Source organism: Amycolatopsis sp. A133, from assembly GCF_031082405.1.
Classification (GTDB): domain Bacteria; phylum Actinomycetota; class Actinomycetes; order Mycobacteriales; family Pseudonocardiaceae; genus Amycolatopsis.
Window position 1 is genome coordinate 59,354 of sequence record NZ_JAVHJU010000007.1, and the last position, 14,394, is coordinate 73,747.

Below are 14,394 nucleotides of genomic sequence, written 5' to 3' on the forward strand. Positions count from 1 at the left end.
CGCCTACCCTCGACGCCGTGTGCGCACGTGTACTGGTCGCCGAGGACGACGCGAAGCAGGCCGAGGTCCTCCGGCTCTACCTCGAAAGCGAAGGCCACACCGTGGTGCTGGCCCCGGACGGCCGGGCGGCGCTCGACGAAGCCCGTCGCGACCGGCCCGACCTGCTGGTCCTCGACGTCATGATGCCGAAGGTCGACGGCTTCGACGTCTGCCGGATCCTGCGGCGGGAATCCGACGTCGCGGTGCTGATGCTCACCGCCCGCGCCACCGAGGACGACCTGCTGCTCGGCCTCGACCTCGGCGCGGACGACTACCTGACCAAGCCCTACAGCCCGCGCGAGCTGATGGCCAGGGTCCGGACGCTGCTGAGGCGCACCGCGGCCCGGCGGGACCCGCCCGACACGGCGCTGCGCGCGGGCAGCCTGCGGCTCGACCCGGTGCGGCACGAGGTGTCGGTCGGCGACCGCCCGGTGGAGACCACGCCGGGCGAGTTCCAGCTGCTCGAGACGCTGATCCGGCAGCCCGGCCGGGTGTTCACCCGCCGCCAGCTGCTCGAACTGACCCGCGGCGACGACCGGTTCGTCAGCACCCGGATCATCGACGTCCACGTGCTCAACCTGCGCAAGAAGCTCGAACCGGACCCGCAGAAGCCCGTCTACCTGCGGACCGTCTTCGGCGTCGGGTACAAGCTGACGGCGGAAAATGACGCGTAGCCCGGGGCGCTCGGCCCAGCCGGGGGCGCAGCAGCCCAGCTTTCCCCGCCGACGCAGCCTGGTCGTCCGGCTCACCGGTGTCTCGCTGCTCATCGCGCTCGCCTCCATCGCGGCGACCGCGTGGCTCGCCGTGCAGACCACCACCCGCGCGATCCAGCAGGAGCAGGGCCAGGCCCTTTCCGGCGACGCGACGATCTACACCGAGCTGCTCGGCTTCGCCGCGGCGAACCACACGTGGGACCAGGTCGGCCCCCGGCTGCGGGCGCTGTCGGAGCAGACCGGCCGCCGGGTCGTGCTCACCACCCTCGACCGGCGGGTCCTCGGCGACTCCGGCGGCGCGCCGGTCACCCTGCCGGTCAAGGCCACCGCGTCGGTCGACCCGCTGCACGTCGACCCGGTGCTGCTGCCCGAGGCCGGCACGAGCGGCATCGACCCGCGCGCGGCGGGGCCGTTCCGGCTGCCGCCGGCCGAACATGAGGAAACCACCGCGCTGGCCACGAAGGCCGCCGCCTGCCTGGCCTCGGTCGGCCTCCCCAGCCAGGTGCGCGACTCGCCGAGCGGGCGGGCGCAGCTCACCGGGCTCGATCCCCTCTCCGCCCGCTACTTCGCGGGCAAGTGCGGGCTCTTCGACCTGGCCGTCCCGACGCCGACCGAGCAGGTCGCGCTGGCGGCCCTGAACGAGGCCGTCAACCGCTGCCTGGAGAGCCAGGGCGCCGAGTCGGTGAAACTCGGCCTCGACCTGGAAGTCCTCGGCGTCCCCGAGCAGCGGCCGATCCAGGGCTGCCTCGACGCGGCCCGCCGCGAACAGCTCACGCCGTACGTCGCGCCGCCCGCGTTGCTGTTCACGCTCGGCCCCGGCGGCTCGCCGCTGCCGACGTTCACGCTGTCACGGGAGAACCTCACCCGGATCCTCGCGGTGACCGGCGGCGTCCTGGTGCTGGCCGTCGCGCTGACCGCGCTCGTCGCGCGGCGGCTGTCCCGCCCGCTGCGGGCGCTGACCGAGGCGGCGAAGCAGGACCGGCCGGCGCCGGTGAAGTCCCGCGACGAGGTCGGCTACCTCGCCGCCGCGTTCAACGACCTCACCGCGCGGCGGGAACGCATCGAGGAGCAGCGCAAGGCGATGGTCAGCGACATCGCCCACGAACTGCGCAACCCGCTCAACGTCATCCGCGGCCGGCTGGAGGCCGCCGAGGACGGGCACCTGCCGTTCGACCGGGCCCTGACCGCGTCGCTGCTCGAAGAGACCGTGCTGCTGCAGCACATCGTCGACGACCTGCAGGACCTCGCCGCGGCCGACGCCGGGCAGCTGCGCCTGCACCCCGAGGCCGTCGACGCGGCGGAGCTGGCCGGCCACGTCGCCGCGGCGCACGCCGACCGGGCCGCGGCGGCCGGCGTCACGCTCACCGTCGAGGCGCTCGGCGAAGCCGCGTTGACGGCCGACCCGGTCCGGCTCCGCCAGGTGGTAGGCAACCTGGTGACGAACGCGATCCGGCACACCCCGCCCGGCGGCCGGGTGACGATCCGCATCTCGTCCACAGTGGACGCGGTGACGCTCGCCGTGGCGGACACCGGCACCGGCATCGCCGCCGAGGACCGGCCGCACGTGTTCGACCGGTTCTGGCGCGCCGAGAAGTCCCGCAACCGCCAGACCGGCGGCAGCGGTCTCGGCCTGGCCATCGTGCGCCACCTCGTGGCGGCCCACGGCGGCACGGTCGACGTCGAGTCCGAAGTGGACGTCGGATCGACCTTCACCGTCCGGCTGCCGAAGCCGGATCTCAGCGGCGCGGACGAGGTCCCGGCTAGCCTTTGAGGCCGCTCTGGGCGAGCCCTTCGACGAACTGGCGCTGCGCGACGACGAACACGACCAGCACCGGCACGACCGTGGTGGTCGCGGCGGCGAGCTGGACGTTCCAGAGGTGGCCGCCGTAGACGTCGACGTACTGCGTCAGCGCCAGCACGCTCGGCGCCCCGAAGACCGGGACGACGATCAACGGCCAGTGCGTGTCGGTCAGCCCGAGGTCGTCGACCAGCCGGAACAGCGGGATGATCGTGACCTCACCGGCTGTCAACAGCCGTCAGCGGGAGTGCTTTGTGGAGGGTGGCGCCACGGTGACGCCCTCGTGGATCCGGCACGGCAGCAGCAGCTGCCGGTGCTCCGGGTTCGCGAGCAGCCCGACGAGGACGCGCACGGCGTGCACGCCCATTTCGTGGCGCGGGATGCGGAACATCGACCAGTCCGTGGCCGTGCTCGGCACCGCGTGCACCGGCGGCTGCTGCGACGGGTCGGCGTCACCCAGCACCACGAGCGAAAGGTCTTCGGGCACGCCGAGGCCGAGGTCGTGCGCGCAGGCCAGGATGCCGTCGGCCGTCGCGGAGCTTTCGACGAGCAGCGCCGTGACCCCCTCGTCGCGCACCTGCCGCAGCGCGAGGGCCGGGTCCTCCTCGAGGAACACCAGCGGTGGCCGGCGGTGCTTGCGCGCCGCGGCTTCGTAGCCGGCGCGGCGGTCGAGCGTCGGCTCGTTCTCCTCGGTCACGCTGAGCAGCCCGATCCGGCGGTGCCCCAGCCCCCACAGCCATTCGTGGACCGCACGGGTGGCCGCGACGTAGTCGGCGCCGACGTAGCTGATCGGCCCGGTCGGCGACTCACGCCGTCCGACGAAGACGAAGGGGAACTGCTCCTCGACGAGCTGGGCGAGCTCCTGCGGATCGTTGTGCCGGCCCAGCAGGATCGAGCCGTCGGCGATGCGCAGCCGGTTCGTGCCGGACTCGTAGATACGGCGGCGCCCGTCGCGGCGGCCACCGCTGGTGAACAGCAGCAGGTCGAAGCCCTGTTCCTCGGCTTCCTCCTCGATGCCGAGCAGGAACGGCCGGTAGAAGTCGGCCACGCCGGACGGGAACACCGACTCGTAGGTGAACACGCCGAGGATCCGGTTGGACTTGCCGCGCAGCCGCCGGCCCATGATGTCCACGGTGTACCCGGTTTCGCGCAGCACCTGCTGCACGCGGTCGCGGGTCTCGGGGGTGATGCGGAGGCTGTCGGAGCCGTTGAGCACCATGGACACGACGGCCTGCGAGACACCGGCCAGGCGCGCCACCTTGGCCTGCGTGACCCGGCCCGAACCCGCCGTCATCCGGAACTCCATCCCGCTCGTCTCCGGCAGACCTTACCGGCGGCACGTCAGTACCCCCGCACTTCCGGCCACCGGCGTTCCACCCCGGCGGCGTCCAGCACGCGCGCGAAGTCCTCGAAGAGCCGGCCGTCTTCCCGCACGGCTTCCGGTTCGACGCCCTCGCGCACGGCGAACGCGGCGAGCAGCCCGGCGACCTCGCCGACGTTCCACTCCACCGGGTGCAGCCGGAGGCAGCCGTTCGTGAGGTGCGTGGTGCCGATGTTCTTGCCCGCGGGCAGGCGGTTCTTCGTCCGCACCGGCAGCAGCGCGCCGAGCGGGATCTCGTACGGCACGCTGGCGACGTCGATGTAGTTGTCCCCGGCCGTCGACGGGTGCAGGTCGATCCGGTAGCTCCCGATCCCCACGGCGTCCGCGCGGCGGACCCGGCCGTCGACCCCGAGGAGCTCGGTGAGCACGACCCGCCGTCCGTGCGAGGCCGCGGCCAGCGCGGCGGCGACCCCGCCGAGTCCCCCGACGTCAAGCCCCGCCCCCGAACAGCCCGTGCTCAGAGGGGCATCACCCGTGATTGGCGGGGCATCACGCCGATGCCCGCTCAATCACGCGTGATGCCCCTCCAGACACGCGTGATGCCCGCCCGATCACGCGTGATGCCCCTTCCGTCACACGGTTACAGGGGCAGGCCCGCGTAGTTCTCGGCCAGCTCGGTCCTCGCGGCTTCGGAAGTCACCGTGCGGCGGAGCTGGGAGAGCTGGAGCTGGGCGTCGAAGTCGTCGCCGTGGCGGTGCAGCATCGACGTCATCCACCACGAGAAGTGCGTGCACCGCCAGACCCGCCGCAACGCCGTCTCCGAGTACGCGTCCACGAGCCGGTCGTCCCCGCGGAACGACGCGGTCAGCGCGGCCGCCAGCAGCGAGACGTCCGCCACCGCCAGGTTCAGCCCCTTCGCCCCGGTCGGCGGCACGATGTGGGCGGCGTCCCCGGCCAGGTAGAGGTGCCCGTACCGCATCGGCGCCGAGACGAAGCTGCGCATCGGCAGCACGCTCTTCTCCGTGATCGTCCCGGTCTGCAACGTCCAGCCGGAAACACCCAGCCGTTCGGACAACGCCGTCCAGATCCGGTCGTCGCTCCACTGCGCGAGGTCCTCGTCCGGGGTCACCTGCAGGTAGAACCGGCTCACCCGCGGCGACCGCATGCTGTGCAGCGCGAACCCGTCCGGGTGCCAGGCGTAGATCAGCTCGTCGGCCGACGGCGCGACGTCGGCCAGCACGCCGAGCCACGCGAACGGGTAAGCCCGCTCCCAGAGCTGCGGCGACGGGATCGACGAACGGCTCGGCCCGTGGAAGCCGTCGCAGCCGACGACGACGTCGGCGTCGATCCGCCGCGCGACGCCGTCTGCGTCCACAAAGGTCACCGCCGGTTTCCCGGTGACGTCGTGCAGGGTGACGTCGGCGGCCGAGTAGTACGCCGGGCGGCCCGCCTTTTCGCGCGCCGCCATCAGGTCCTTGGTCACCTCGGTCTGGCCGTAGACGGTCACCGACCGTCCGATCAGGTCCACGAAGTCGACGTGGTGCCGGTTTTCGGGCCACTGCAGGTAGATCCCGCGGTGCTCCATGCCTTCGACGTCGAGCCGGGCGCCGAGGCCGGCCTGCCGCAGGAGCTCCACCGTGCCCGCCTCGAGGATGCCGGCGCGGATGCGGGCCTGGACGTACTCCGCGGTCTGCCGTTCGAGCAGCACCGAGTCGATGCCTTCGAGACCGAGCAGGTGGGACAGCAGCAGCCCGGCCGGGCCGGCGCCGACGATGACGACCTGGGTGCGCACGGGAACGTCCTTTCACGCGGAGTGCCCCGAGCATCTCCCGGCGCGGCCGGCACCACCACGACATTCTCATTCAATGAGAGGAATTCCCCATCGCCCGCGAGATGCCCCGCGCCGCGGCCTGCAACGCCGGGAGCTGCGCCCGCGCGTTCCGGTCGTTGGGCACGATCACCGACAGCGCCGCGACGACGTCGCCGCCCGGCCCCCGCAGCGGGACGGCGATGCCCGTGGTCTCTTCGTCGATGAAGCCCGCGCAGAAGGCGTAGCCGGTGCGCCGGACGTCGGCGAGGAACCGGCGCAGCCGCGCCGGCTCGGTCAGCGTCGTGCGGCGGAAGGCGCCGAGCGGGCCGGCCAGCACCCGTTCCTGCAGCTCAGCGGGGGCGTGCGCGAGCAGCACGAGGCCGGACGACGACGCGTGCAGCGGCAGCCGCCCGGCCACGCGCGTCACGTTGAGCGTCGCGCCGGGCGCCGAGAGCCGCTCGATGAACAGCACTTCGCGGTCCTCCAGCACGGCGAGCTGGGTGTGGTGCCCGACGACGGCGTGCAGGTCCTCCATGAACGGCATCGCCGCCTCGCGCAGCCCGAAAGTGGGCGACGCGCGGGACGCCAGCTCCCACAGCCGGACGCCCACGCGCACCCGCCGGTCGGGGTCGCGGCGCAGCCAGCCGTGCCCGACGAGCTCCTCGACCAGCCGCGACGCGGTGGCGACGTGCAGGTCCGCGCGCCGCGCGATGTCGGTGACGCGCAACGCCGGCGTGTCCGCCCCGAAGGTCTCGAAGATGCGGACGACGCGCGAGAGCACGGATTCGCCTTGGACCGGTTTCCCCACGTCGGCAGTGTGCCCCACCTCGGCGGCGGGGCACACCGCCGACGGTCACGGCAGGGCGTTCAGGAACGGCTCGTGGCTGTTCTGGAACTCCCAGCCGTAGTACTTGTCCCAGTTGATCGACCACGTCATCAGCCCGCGCAGGGCCGGCGAGGTCCCGCCGCGCAGCGTGTAGGAGCCGCAGCCACTGCCCTTGACCAGGCAATTCATCGCCGTCTGGACGTCCGCGGGTGACGTGTAACCGTTGCCGGCGCTGACGGCCGCGGGCAGGCCGACGGCGATCTGGTCCGGGCGCAGGCCAGGGAAGAACTGCCCGGTGTTCGCCACGCTGAAGCCGGCCTTGAGCATGTCGGTCATCGCGATGTGGAACTCGGCGCCGCCCATGGTGTGGTACTGGTTGTCGAGCCCCATGACCGGGCCGGAGTTGTAGTCCTGGACGTGCAGCACGGTGAGCGAGTCCCGCAGCGCGTGGATGACCGGCAGGTACGCACCGGTCCGCGCGTCACCGGCCCCCGAGCCGCCGTAGAACTGGTGGCCGACCTGCACGAAGAAGGTCTCCGGCGCCATGGTGAGCACGAACCCCGAGCCGTAGCGCGCCTTGAGCGTCTTCAGCGCCGAGATCAGGTTGACGATGACGGGCGTGGTCGGGTTGCGGAAGTCGGTGTCACCGGGGTTGAGCGACAGCGAGTGCCCCTCGAAGTCGACGTCGAGCCCGTTCAGGCCGTACTTGTCGATGATGGCCGAAACGGAGCTGACGAACTTGTCCCTGGCGGCGGTGGTGGTCAGCTGGACCTGGCCGTTCTGCCCGCCGATGGAGATCAGCACCTTCTTGCCCTGCGCCTGCTTGGCCTTGATCGCGGCGACGAAGTCCGCATCGCTCTCGACGTTCGGGCATTCGGTGGCGGGGCACCGGGTGAAGCGGATGTCCCCGGACGTGACGGAGGTGGGTTCCCCGAAGGCAAGATCGATGATGTCCCAGGCGGCGGGCACATCGGCCATCCGCACGTAGCCGGAGCCGTTCGCAAAGCTGGCGTGCAGGTAGCCGACGAGGGCGTGCTTCGGCAAGCCGGTGTCGACGCAGCCGGAGGTGCTCCCGGTGGCAACGGCGCTCTTCGGCGACTCACCGGCACTGTTGTAGGCGGCCACGGAGTAGCTGTGGGTTTCACAGGCCTTCAGGCCGGCGACGGTGGTGCTCGTCCCACTGACGGTGGCAACGGCGGCGGCACCTTCGTAGACGCGGTACCCGGTAACGGCACCGGCGCTCGCACCCCAGCTGAGGGCGATCGAGTTCGCGGTGACGGTCCCGATCTGCGGAGTGCCGGGGGCACCGGGCGTACCGGGGGTGTTCCCACCGGGGCCGTCGAGGACAACGTCGTCGGCGTAGTAGGTACCGGCGCCGTACCAGCCGTGGAGGTAGAGCTGGGCGGAGGTCTGGTTACCGGCGGTGAAGGTGAGCTGCAGCTGGTTGTAGGCGCTCGCGTTGCCGGACCAGGTCGAGGGCCCGCCGGTAACCCCGAGGTAGACGGGGTTCCCCCGCACCCAGGCGGAGACGGAGTAGGTGGTGTTGGGCTGAACGGAGACGGTCTGCGAGCACTGGGCGTAATCGGCACCAACGGGAGTGGCGGCGAGCGCATAGCCACCGCTGTGCACGGGAGCGCTCACGGCGGCGGCGTTGGCACAGGTCCAGCCGGAGAGCGAGCCGGCCTCAAAGCCCGGATTGGCAAGGAGGTTGGCGGCCCCAGCCTCGGCAGAGCCAAGGACCAGTCCGGCGAGCGCAAGAAGAAAGGCGGCAAGAGCGGCAGGAAGTCGGGAACGCCTCATCGGGTCCTCCAGTCGGGGAGAGACCCCAATTGTCTGGACCAATAAGCAAGTTGTCCAGACCAAAAGGTAGGGCGCTCGGGCCAAGGGTGGCGCACCCGCTAGGCGCGGCAGTCCCGGCCACACCCCCCCTGCCAACCCGATACGCAGCCACATCAGCGGCCGTCACGCCGTGTCAAGGCACGCTTTCCCGCCTTGACGCGGCGTGACGGCCGTTGAACAATCGAGCGTTCGGGTCGGCGGAGAGCACAGGACCGGCACCCACCAGCGGCAGACTCACCACCGAGCGCGACGCCCAGGCCACGGCCCGCCCTGACCACTCGCCAGCCACCTCAGCGACGCCCCCCATTGCTGAAGCCCACCCCGGGCCACCCACCAGCTCAGCGGCGCCCCCCATCGACACAGCCCACCCGCCACCTAAAGCGGCGCATCCCACCGCCGCACTCACCACCTAAGCGGCGCACCCACCACCACAGCTCACCCAGGCCACCCACCACCTAAGCGGCCCAACACCTCAACACCCCACCAGCAGTTTCGCCACCAACCGCGTCCGAGCCGCCCGGGGCCGATCAACAACCTGAACACTCCGCCACCCCAAGGGCACCCGACCGGCAAGAAGCTCCCCCCGCCACTTCCCCACCCGCCGGACGTGCCGCGCGAACGACCCCGCCCGCACCACCCGCCCCCGGCTGAGCTGCCCCGCCAGCGCCTCCTCCGCCGACACGTCGAGGAACAACAACCGCACCGATCGCCCGCTCAGCACCCCGACGAGCGCGAGCAGAGCACGCGTCGACCCCCGCGTCGACGGCTCGTGCACCACGATCGGCCCGTCCGCGCCGATCGCGCACCCGACGATCCGCAGCCGGTGCCAAGCGTGCACCACCGGCCGGTAGCACCGGTACGGCACCGACGACGGGACCACCGCCCGCAGCCGCTCGCGGACCTGGTCGGAGTCCAGCACCGGCAGCCCGGCCGCGGCGTGGCGGAGCATGGTCGTCTTGCCCGCTCCGGGCAGCCCCGCCACGACGAGCAGGTCGCGCGGGCCGAGCTCGATGACAGTGGGCTCGCTCATGCCCGGCCAACGTCCCGGCGATGGTAATGGTTCCTTTACCTTTTGCTCACGCACCGTGACAGGTCATCGTGGGTCACCACCTGTGCGGTGAAGACCACCCGGCCGGAGCAGCCGTTTTCACAGCCCGTGCCCCGTTTCACCCGGTCGCCTGAAAACCCATGCACAGCAAGGTATCCGAGGCTCCGGAACCGCTTCGGGTGAAGATCGCGCGGATCCCTTCCGGAGGTCCGGGAAATCCTTATCTTCTGAAGGGACGCTCGCCGAGAACAGGGGAAAACTCGTCATGACCCAGTCGCTGGAACTCCCGGTCCAGGAATTCTGTCTCGAGTGGACGCTCACGGGCGACGAAGGCGCCCGCGTCGGGATCACCCTCTCCGGGCAGGTGTCCCTGCTGGACAACAACCGGTTCTACAAGATCGACGGTGTCGTCTACGTCGCCGAGGGCGACGCGGCCATCCGCGCCGTCGGCAACCCCCGGATTTCCGTGCGCCGCAACGGGGTCGAGAAGAGCGGGCGGCAGTGGGGCTGGGAGATGTGTTCGGCCCGCAAGAGCCTCGGCGCGCTGAACACGATGGAGGGCTACTTCGTCCGCACCGGCTACTGGGCGCCCGCCGACCGCGCGATCCAGCTGAGCCTGTGCGCCGAACAGGGGTGGAACCGGCGCAAGAACTACAGCCCGCACGTCACCGTCCGGATGGTCGACTGACCACTGTGGACGCCCGCCGCCGCGCCGCCGCGACGACCAGCCCGGCCGCGAGCGCCCCCGCCACGGCGCACCCGGCGCCGAACCCCGGCGACGGTTCGTGCACCCGCAGCACCGACACGCACAGCCACACGGCGGCGCCGAACAGGACGCCCAGCACCGGCCCGCCGACCGACGCGCCGCGCCAGCGGTGGCCGTTGCGGATCGTCCGCAGGCCGGATTCGAGGTAGGCGAGGGCGAACAGCGCGAGGATGAGGCTGCCCGCGCCCATCGCGCTGGCGAGCGGGTGCTGGCTGGTGAGCAACGTGAAGGTCTGCGTGGACGAACCGGTCCGCACATCGGCCGTGACGGCGCCCCCGACGATCCACCGCGCGATCCCCGGCAGGGTGAGGCCGGCGGTGAAGCCATTGCCGTCGGGCTCGACCTCGGCCGCCGCCGACCCGAGCGGAATCCCGGCCGCGGAGAGATCAAGAGCGACCCGGCCGGGATTGCCGGGACCGGTGAAGGTCAACGGCTTGCTGAGATCAACCTCGACCGGCGCCGACACGGGGGCGCCGCCGAGGTTCAGGGTGGAGGACACCTCGTGGGGCAGCCGCGCGGGGTTGAGCAGGGCGAGAACGACCAGCACGATGGCCGCGGCCGCGGCGGCGAGCCGCAACCACAGGACAGCAGCCGAACCACTCGTCGAGTCCGGCTCGGGCGGCGGGCCCATCGGGCCGCCCGTCGCCCCCACCAGCGTGGCTCCCGGCCGTGCCACCGGGCGGGTCCGTTCGTCCCCCGGCGGCGAGGGCACCGTCGCCGAGTTCAGGCCCGCGATCACCCTCGGCGTCAGGTGCAGCACCGGCACCCCCGACCGCTCCAGCCACCCCGGCCCGTACACCACCGTCGCCGCGGCGGCCAGATCTGCAGCGAACGACTCCGCCTCCCGGTAGCGCGCGTCCAGCTCGCGCGCCAGGCTTCGCATCACCACCCCCGCGATCGGCGCCGGCACCCCCGAAATCGGCTGCGGGTCGGTGAACATGTGCTGGCGCATCATGCTGATCGCGCCGCGGGTGTTGTCGAACGGCAGGCGGCCCGACAGCAGCTCGTACAGCACCGTTCCCGCCGCGTACACGTCCGCCGCCGGGCTCAGCGCGTTGCCCATCGCCTGCTCCGGGGCGATGTACGCCGGTGTTCCCAGGATTTCGCCACCGTGCGTGACGAGCGTGGCGCCCTCGCTGATCACCCGTGCGATGCCGAAGTCGGCCACCTTCACCACGCCCTGCGTGCTGAACAGCAGGTTCCGCGGCTTGACGTCGAGGTGCAGCACGCCCGCCCGGTGCGCCGCGTGCAGACCGGCCAGCATCGCCAGCCCGATCGCGCACGCCTGCTCGCCGCTGACGCCGCCGCCGTGGAAGCGGCTGTGCACCGTCCCGCCGTCGAGGCGTTCCATCACCAGCAGGTGCTCGCGCCCGGTCCGCACGTAGTCGTACACCGGCACGATGTGCGGGTGGTCCAGGCTGGCGAGCACCCGCGCTTCGCGGTCGAAAAGCTCGCTGCTCGCCGCGTGGTTGAGCACGTCCCACGGCAGTTGCTTGATCGCGACGCTGCGGCCCAGCGTCCGGTGCACGCCGGCGAACACGACACCCATGCCGCCCTCGCCGATCGACGCCCCGATGTCGTACTGCGGCAGGGCGGCGACCAGCTCGGCCGGTGCGCTCATCGGGTGAATTCCTGCGTCGACGGGACCGGCAGCTGCACCGTGGCGTCACTCCCGGCGACCGCGGGCGGTGCCGGGTGCGGGGTCAGGTAGCCGAGCAGGAACGCGATCGCCGCCGCGCCGAGCACCACCGGGATCTCGATCGCCGGCTCGGGCGGGACCAGCCGCAGCACCGACAGGCTGATCACCGCGACCAGGCCGGTGCCGAACCCGGCGGGCAGGAACCGCAGGCCGCGGCGCCAGCGGTTGGGCGCCAGCCGGTGCCGGGCCAGCGCGAGCAACGCGCTCACCCAGGCGAGGATCGTCAGCACGAGCATGGCCAGGCCGAAGACGCCGTAGACCGACCAGAAGGAGCCGCGGACGTCGGCGACCGTCGTCACCTCGCCGAGCGTGGCGCGCCCGGCGTCGAGCAGCTCGACCGACGACGGCAGCAGCCCGGTCGCCTGCCCGCTCAGATCGGCGAGGTCGAGCACGAACGTCCGGGACACCGACCCGCGGGCCGGGACCTCGAAGGGCGCGGTTGTGTCGTAGGCGAAGAAGGTCAGCGCGAGGGCGACGCCCGAGAGCCGCACGCTGCGGACCTTCACCGGCGCGGTGCCGGGGTTCGTCGCCACGACCTGCAGCTCGATCTGGTTCGCCGGGTCGATCGGGATCGTGGCGTCCTCGATCGGCCGCTGGTCGATCGACACCTGCAGCCGGAGCGAGCCGGAGTCCGCCGAGGCCGGTGGCGCGCCCAGCAGCACCGCGCACAAACCCAACGCAACCCCCGCCGCGATGACACGTCCCATTGGGCATCCCCTACTTGCGTTATCCGACTGGTCCGGAATGCTACAGCGAGCACACACCGGGGAGGGACGTCCCAATGCGATTCGTGGTTCGGCTGTTTTTCGGCGCCGTGACCGGAACGTTGCTGCTGCTCGCGAGTGCGAGCCCGGGTGACGCACAGGTTCCGCCGTCGGTTGGTTTGAAACCGTCGAGTGGGCCGGCGGGCAGTTCCTTCACCATTTCCTGGAACGGTTTCCCGGCCTGCCGGATCATCAATTTCACCTGGGCGGGCGCGGCGCTCGGTTCGAAGGTGGCCCCGGCGACCAGCGGCCAGTTCCCCACCGCGGTCCCCGCCACGGCGAAGCCTGGCTCCTACGCGGTCACCGCGACCTGCACGAGCCAGCGGCAGACCGCCAGCGGCACCTTCGTCGTCACCGGGGTCGTCACCACCACGCCCCCACCGCCGGTGACGACCACCCCGCCCCCGCCGGTGACCACGCGTCCGACCCGGCCGGGCACCACCACGACCCCGCCCGCCCCGACGACGACACCCACCACCCCACCGTCGACGACAACCACACCGCCCACGACGACCGCGCCGCCCGGCACTCCCACGACGTCGAGCACCGCGCCGAAACCCGGCGAACTGCTGCTCGACCGGCCGAGCATCAAGCCCGGCGAGACGCTCTCGGCGTCCGGGAAGGGCTGCCTGCCGAGCCGGATGGTGACGCTGACCTCGGACGGCACCGAGGTCGGCACCGCCTACACCGACGGCGCCGGCGCCTTCACCGCGCCGGTCGAGTTCACCCGCATCGAGGCCGGGCGGCACACCGTGGTCGCCGAGTGCGGGGTACGGCTGACCGGCGCCGTCGAACAGGTCGTGACCCGGTCGTCCGGCGGGCCGACCAGCACCCTCGTCATCCTCGTCTTCTTCGTCCTCGCCGGGGTCACGGTGCTCCGCTTCCGGTGATCACCGGTTGACATGCACCCGTCCGGCTGCCTAGCCTCGAAAAGGCAGCCGGACGGCTGCATGTCCCCGGAAGGCGCGATGGACGAGGTCTTCAAGGCGCTGGCCGACCCCAGCCGCCGTCAGCTGCTGGACGTGCTCAACGAGCGCAACGGCCAGACCCTGCGCGAGCTGTGCGCGGGACTGGACATGGCGCGCCAGTCGGTGAGCAAGCACCTGGCCGTGCTCGAGGCGGCCGGGCTGATCACAACCACCTGGCGCGGCCGGGAAAAGCTGCACCACCTCGACGCCGCGCCGATCAACGCGATCGCCGAGCGCTGGATGACCCGCTACGACCGGCGGCGGGCCGGCGCGCTGGCCGACCTCAAACGAGCACTGGAGTCCGCACCGATGAACGATTTTGCGTACACCACCTACATCAACACAACCCCGGAAAAACTCTGGCAAGCGCTTACCGACCCGGCTTTCACGAGCCGGTATTGGGGCGTCTCTTTCGAGACGGACTGGAAAAAGGGCTCGCCGATGACGTGGTCCGAAAGCGGGGTGAAAACGAGCGATCCCGGGCAGGTCGTCCTCGAATCGGAACCCTTCCGACGGCTCTCCTACACCTGGCACACTTTCACGGCGGATTGGGCGAAATCCAACGGCGTCGACGAGGACACTTTCGCGGAATTGTCCCGCGAAAGCCGGTCGCGCGTCACGTTCACCCTGGAACCGCACGGGGAAATGGTGAAGCTGACCGTGCTCCACGACGGCTTCGACGCCGGCAGCACGGCGCGGGAGATGTGCAGCCAGGGCTGGCCCGCGCTGCTGTCCAGCCTGAAGACGCTGCTGGAGACCGGCGTCCCCCTTCCGTGACCCCGACCAATCGGTCGAATTTCCCG

16 protein-coding genes are annotated in these 14,394 nt (G+C 71.5%); 5 read left to right on the forward strand and 11 right to left on the reverse strand.

Annotation, left to right across the window (positions count from 1 at the left end; genetic code table 11):
- Window positions 1-17 precede the first annotated feature (17 nt).
- Both Q5425_RS08415 and Q5425_RS08420 read left to right on the forward strand, forming a co-directional pair.
- A complete protein-coding gene (locus Q5425_RS08415) occupies window positions 18-713 on the forward strand; it encodes a response regulator transcription factor (protein WP_308671556.1) in 696 nt (231 codons plus the stop codon).
- Complete coding sequence (locus Q5425_RS08420; protein ID WP_308671557.1) at window positions 703-2,523, forward strand: HAMP domain-containing sensor histidine kinase; 1,821 nt, start codon at window positions 703-705, stop codon at window positions 2,521-2,523. Before Q5425_RS08415 ends, Q5425_RS08420 begins: the two co-directional genes overlap by 11 nt.
- Here the strand turns inward: Q5425_RS08420 and Q5425_RS08425 are convergent.
- The 7 genes from Q5425_RS08425 to Q5425_RS08455 all read right to left on the reverse strand — a co-directional run bounded on the left by Q5425_RS08425 (window position 2,513) and on the right by Q5425_RS08455 (window position 9,376).
- Complete coding sequence (locus tag Q5425_RS08425) at window positions 2,513-2,782, reverse strand: hypothetical protein (protein ID WP_308671558.1); 270 nt, start codon at window positions 2,780-2,782, stop codon at window positions 2,513-2,515. The two genes, Q5425_RS08420 and Q5425_RS08425, sit on opposite strands and share 11 nt — an antisense overlap.
- Window positions 2,783-2,788: 6 nt before the next feature.
- On the reverse strand, window positions 2,789-3,844 hold the full coding sequence (locus Q5425_RS08430; protein WP_308671559.1) for a LacI family DNA-binding transcriptional regulator: 1,056 nt from the start codon (window positions 3,842-3,844) through the stop codon (window positions 2,789-2,791).
- A 47-nt stretch (window positions 3,845-3,891) separates the two neighbouring features.
- Window positions 3,892-4,299, reverse strand: coding sequence for an FAD-dependent oxidoreductase (locus tag Q5425_RS08435; protein WP_308671560.1), 408 nt, complete (start codon window positions 4,297-4,299; stop codon window positions 3,892-3,894).
- 212 nt (window positions 4,300-4,511) lie between these two features.
- Entirely contained in the window at window positions 4,512-5,663 is a 1,152-nt protein-coding gene (locus Q5425_RS08440) for a 4-hydroxybenzoate 3-monooxygenase (protein WP_308671561.1), read from the reverse strand.
- A 70-nt stretch (window positions 5,664-5,733) separates the two neighbouring features.
- Entirely contained in the window at window positions 5,734-6,489 is a 756-nt protein-coding gene (locus Q5425_RS08445; protein ID WP_308671562.1) for an IclR family transcriptional regulator, read from the reverse strand.
- A 45-nt stretch (window positions 6,490-6,534) separates the two neighbouring features.
- Window positions 6,535-8,307 carry a glycoside hydrolase family 18 protein gene (locus Q5425_RS08450; RefSeq protein ID WP_308671931.1) on the reverse strand — a complete coding sequence of 591 codons (1,773 nt, stop codon included), beginning with the start codon at window positions 8,305-8,307 and terminating at the stop codon, window positions 6,535-6,537.
- Between the two features lie 511 nt (window positions 8,308-8,818).
- The gene (locus tag Q5425_RS08455; protein ID WP_308671563.1) at window positions 8,819-9,376 is read right to left on the reverse strand and encodes an AAA family ATPase; all 558 of its coding nucleotides are present in this window, start codon (window positions 9,374-9,376) and stop codon (window positions 8,819-8,821) included.
- Between the two features lie 283 nt (window positions 9,377-9,659).
- Here Q5425_RS08455 and Q5425_RS08460 point away from each other — a divergent pair, with 283 nt between their 5' ends.
- A complete protein-coding gene (locus tag Q5425_RS08460) occupies window positions 9,660-10,082 on the forward strand; it encodes a hypothetical protein (protein ID WP_308671564.1) in 423 nt (140 codons plus the stop codon).
- Here Q5425_RS08460 and Q5425_RS08465 read toward each other — a convergent pair.
- From Q5425_RS08465 to Q5425_RS08480, 4 genes are read right to left on the reverse strand one after another with little or no spacing between them, the layout of a single operon-like run.
- A complete protein-coding gene (locus Q5425_RS08465; protein WP_308671565.1) occupies window positions 10,060-11,781 on the reverse strand; it encodes a serine/threonine-protein kinase in 1,722 nt (573 codons plus the stop codon). The two genes, Q5425_RS08460 and Q5425_RS08465, sit on opposite strands and share 23 nt — an antisense overlap.
- Window positions 11,778-12,566 carry a hypothetical protein gene (locus tag Q5425_RS08470; protein ID WP_308671566.1) on the reverse strand — a complete coding sequence of 263 codons (789 nt, stop codon included), beginning with the start codon at window positions 12,564-12,566 and terminating at the stop codon, window positions 11,778-11,780. Before Q5425_RS08470 ends, Q5425_RS08465 begins: the two co-directional genes overlap by 4 nt.
- Window positions 12,567-12,606: 40 nt before the next feature.
- On the reverse strand, window positions 12,607-12,900 hold the full coding sequence (locus Q5425_RS08475) for a hypothetical protein (protein ID WP_308671567.1): 294 nt from the start codon (window positions 12,898-12,900) through the stop codon (window positions 12,607-12,609).
- A 15-nt stretch (window positions 12,901-12,915) separates the two neighbouring features.
- Entirely contained in the window at window positions 12,916-13,290 is a 375-nt protein-coding gene (locus Q5425_RS08480; RefSeq protein WP_308671568.1) for a hypothetical protein, read from the reverse strand.
- On the opposite strand from Q5425_RS08480, the gene Q5425_RS08485 reads away from it, so the two are divergent.
- Both Q5425_RS08485 and Q5425_RS08490 read left to right on the forward strand, forming a co-directional pair.
- Entirely contained in the window at window positions 13,265-13,513 is a 249-nt protein-coding gene (locus Q5425_RS08485) for a hypothetical protein (RefSeq protein ID WP_308671569.1), read from the forward strand. The genes Q5425_RS08480 and Q5425_RS08485 overlap by 26 nt on opposite strands.
- Before the next feature lie 78 nt (window positions 13,514-13,591).
- Window positions 13,592-14,368, forward strand: coding sequence for a metalloregulator ArsR/SmtB family transcription factor (locus tag Q5425_RS08490; RefSeq protein WP_308671932.1), 777 nt, complete (start codon window positions 13,592-13,594; stop codon window positions 14,366-14,368).
- Window positions 14,369-14,394 lie beyond the last annotated feature (26 nt).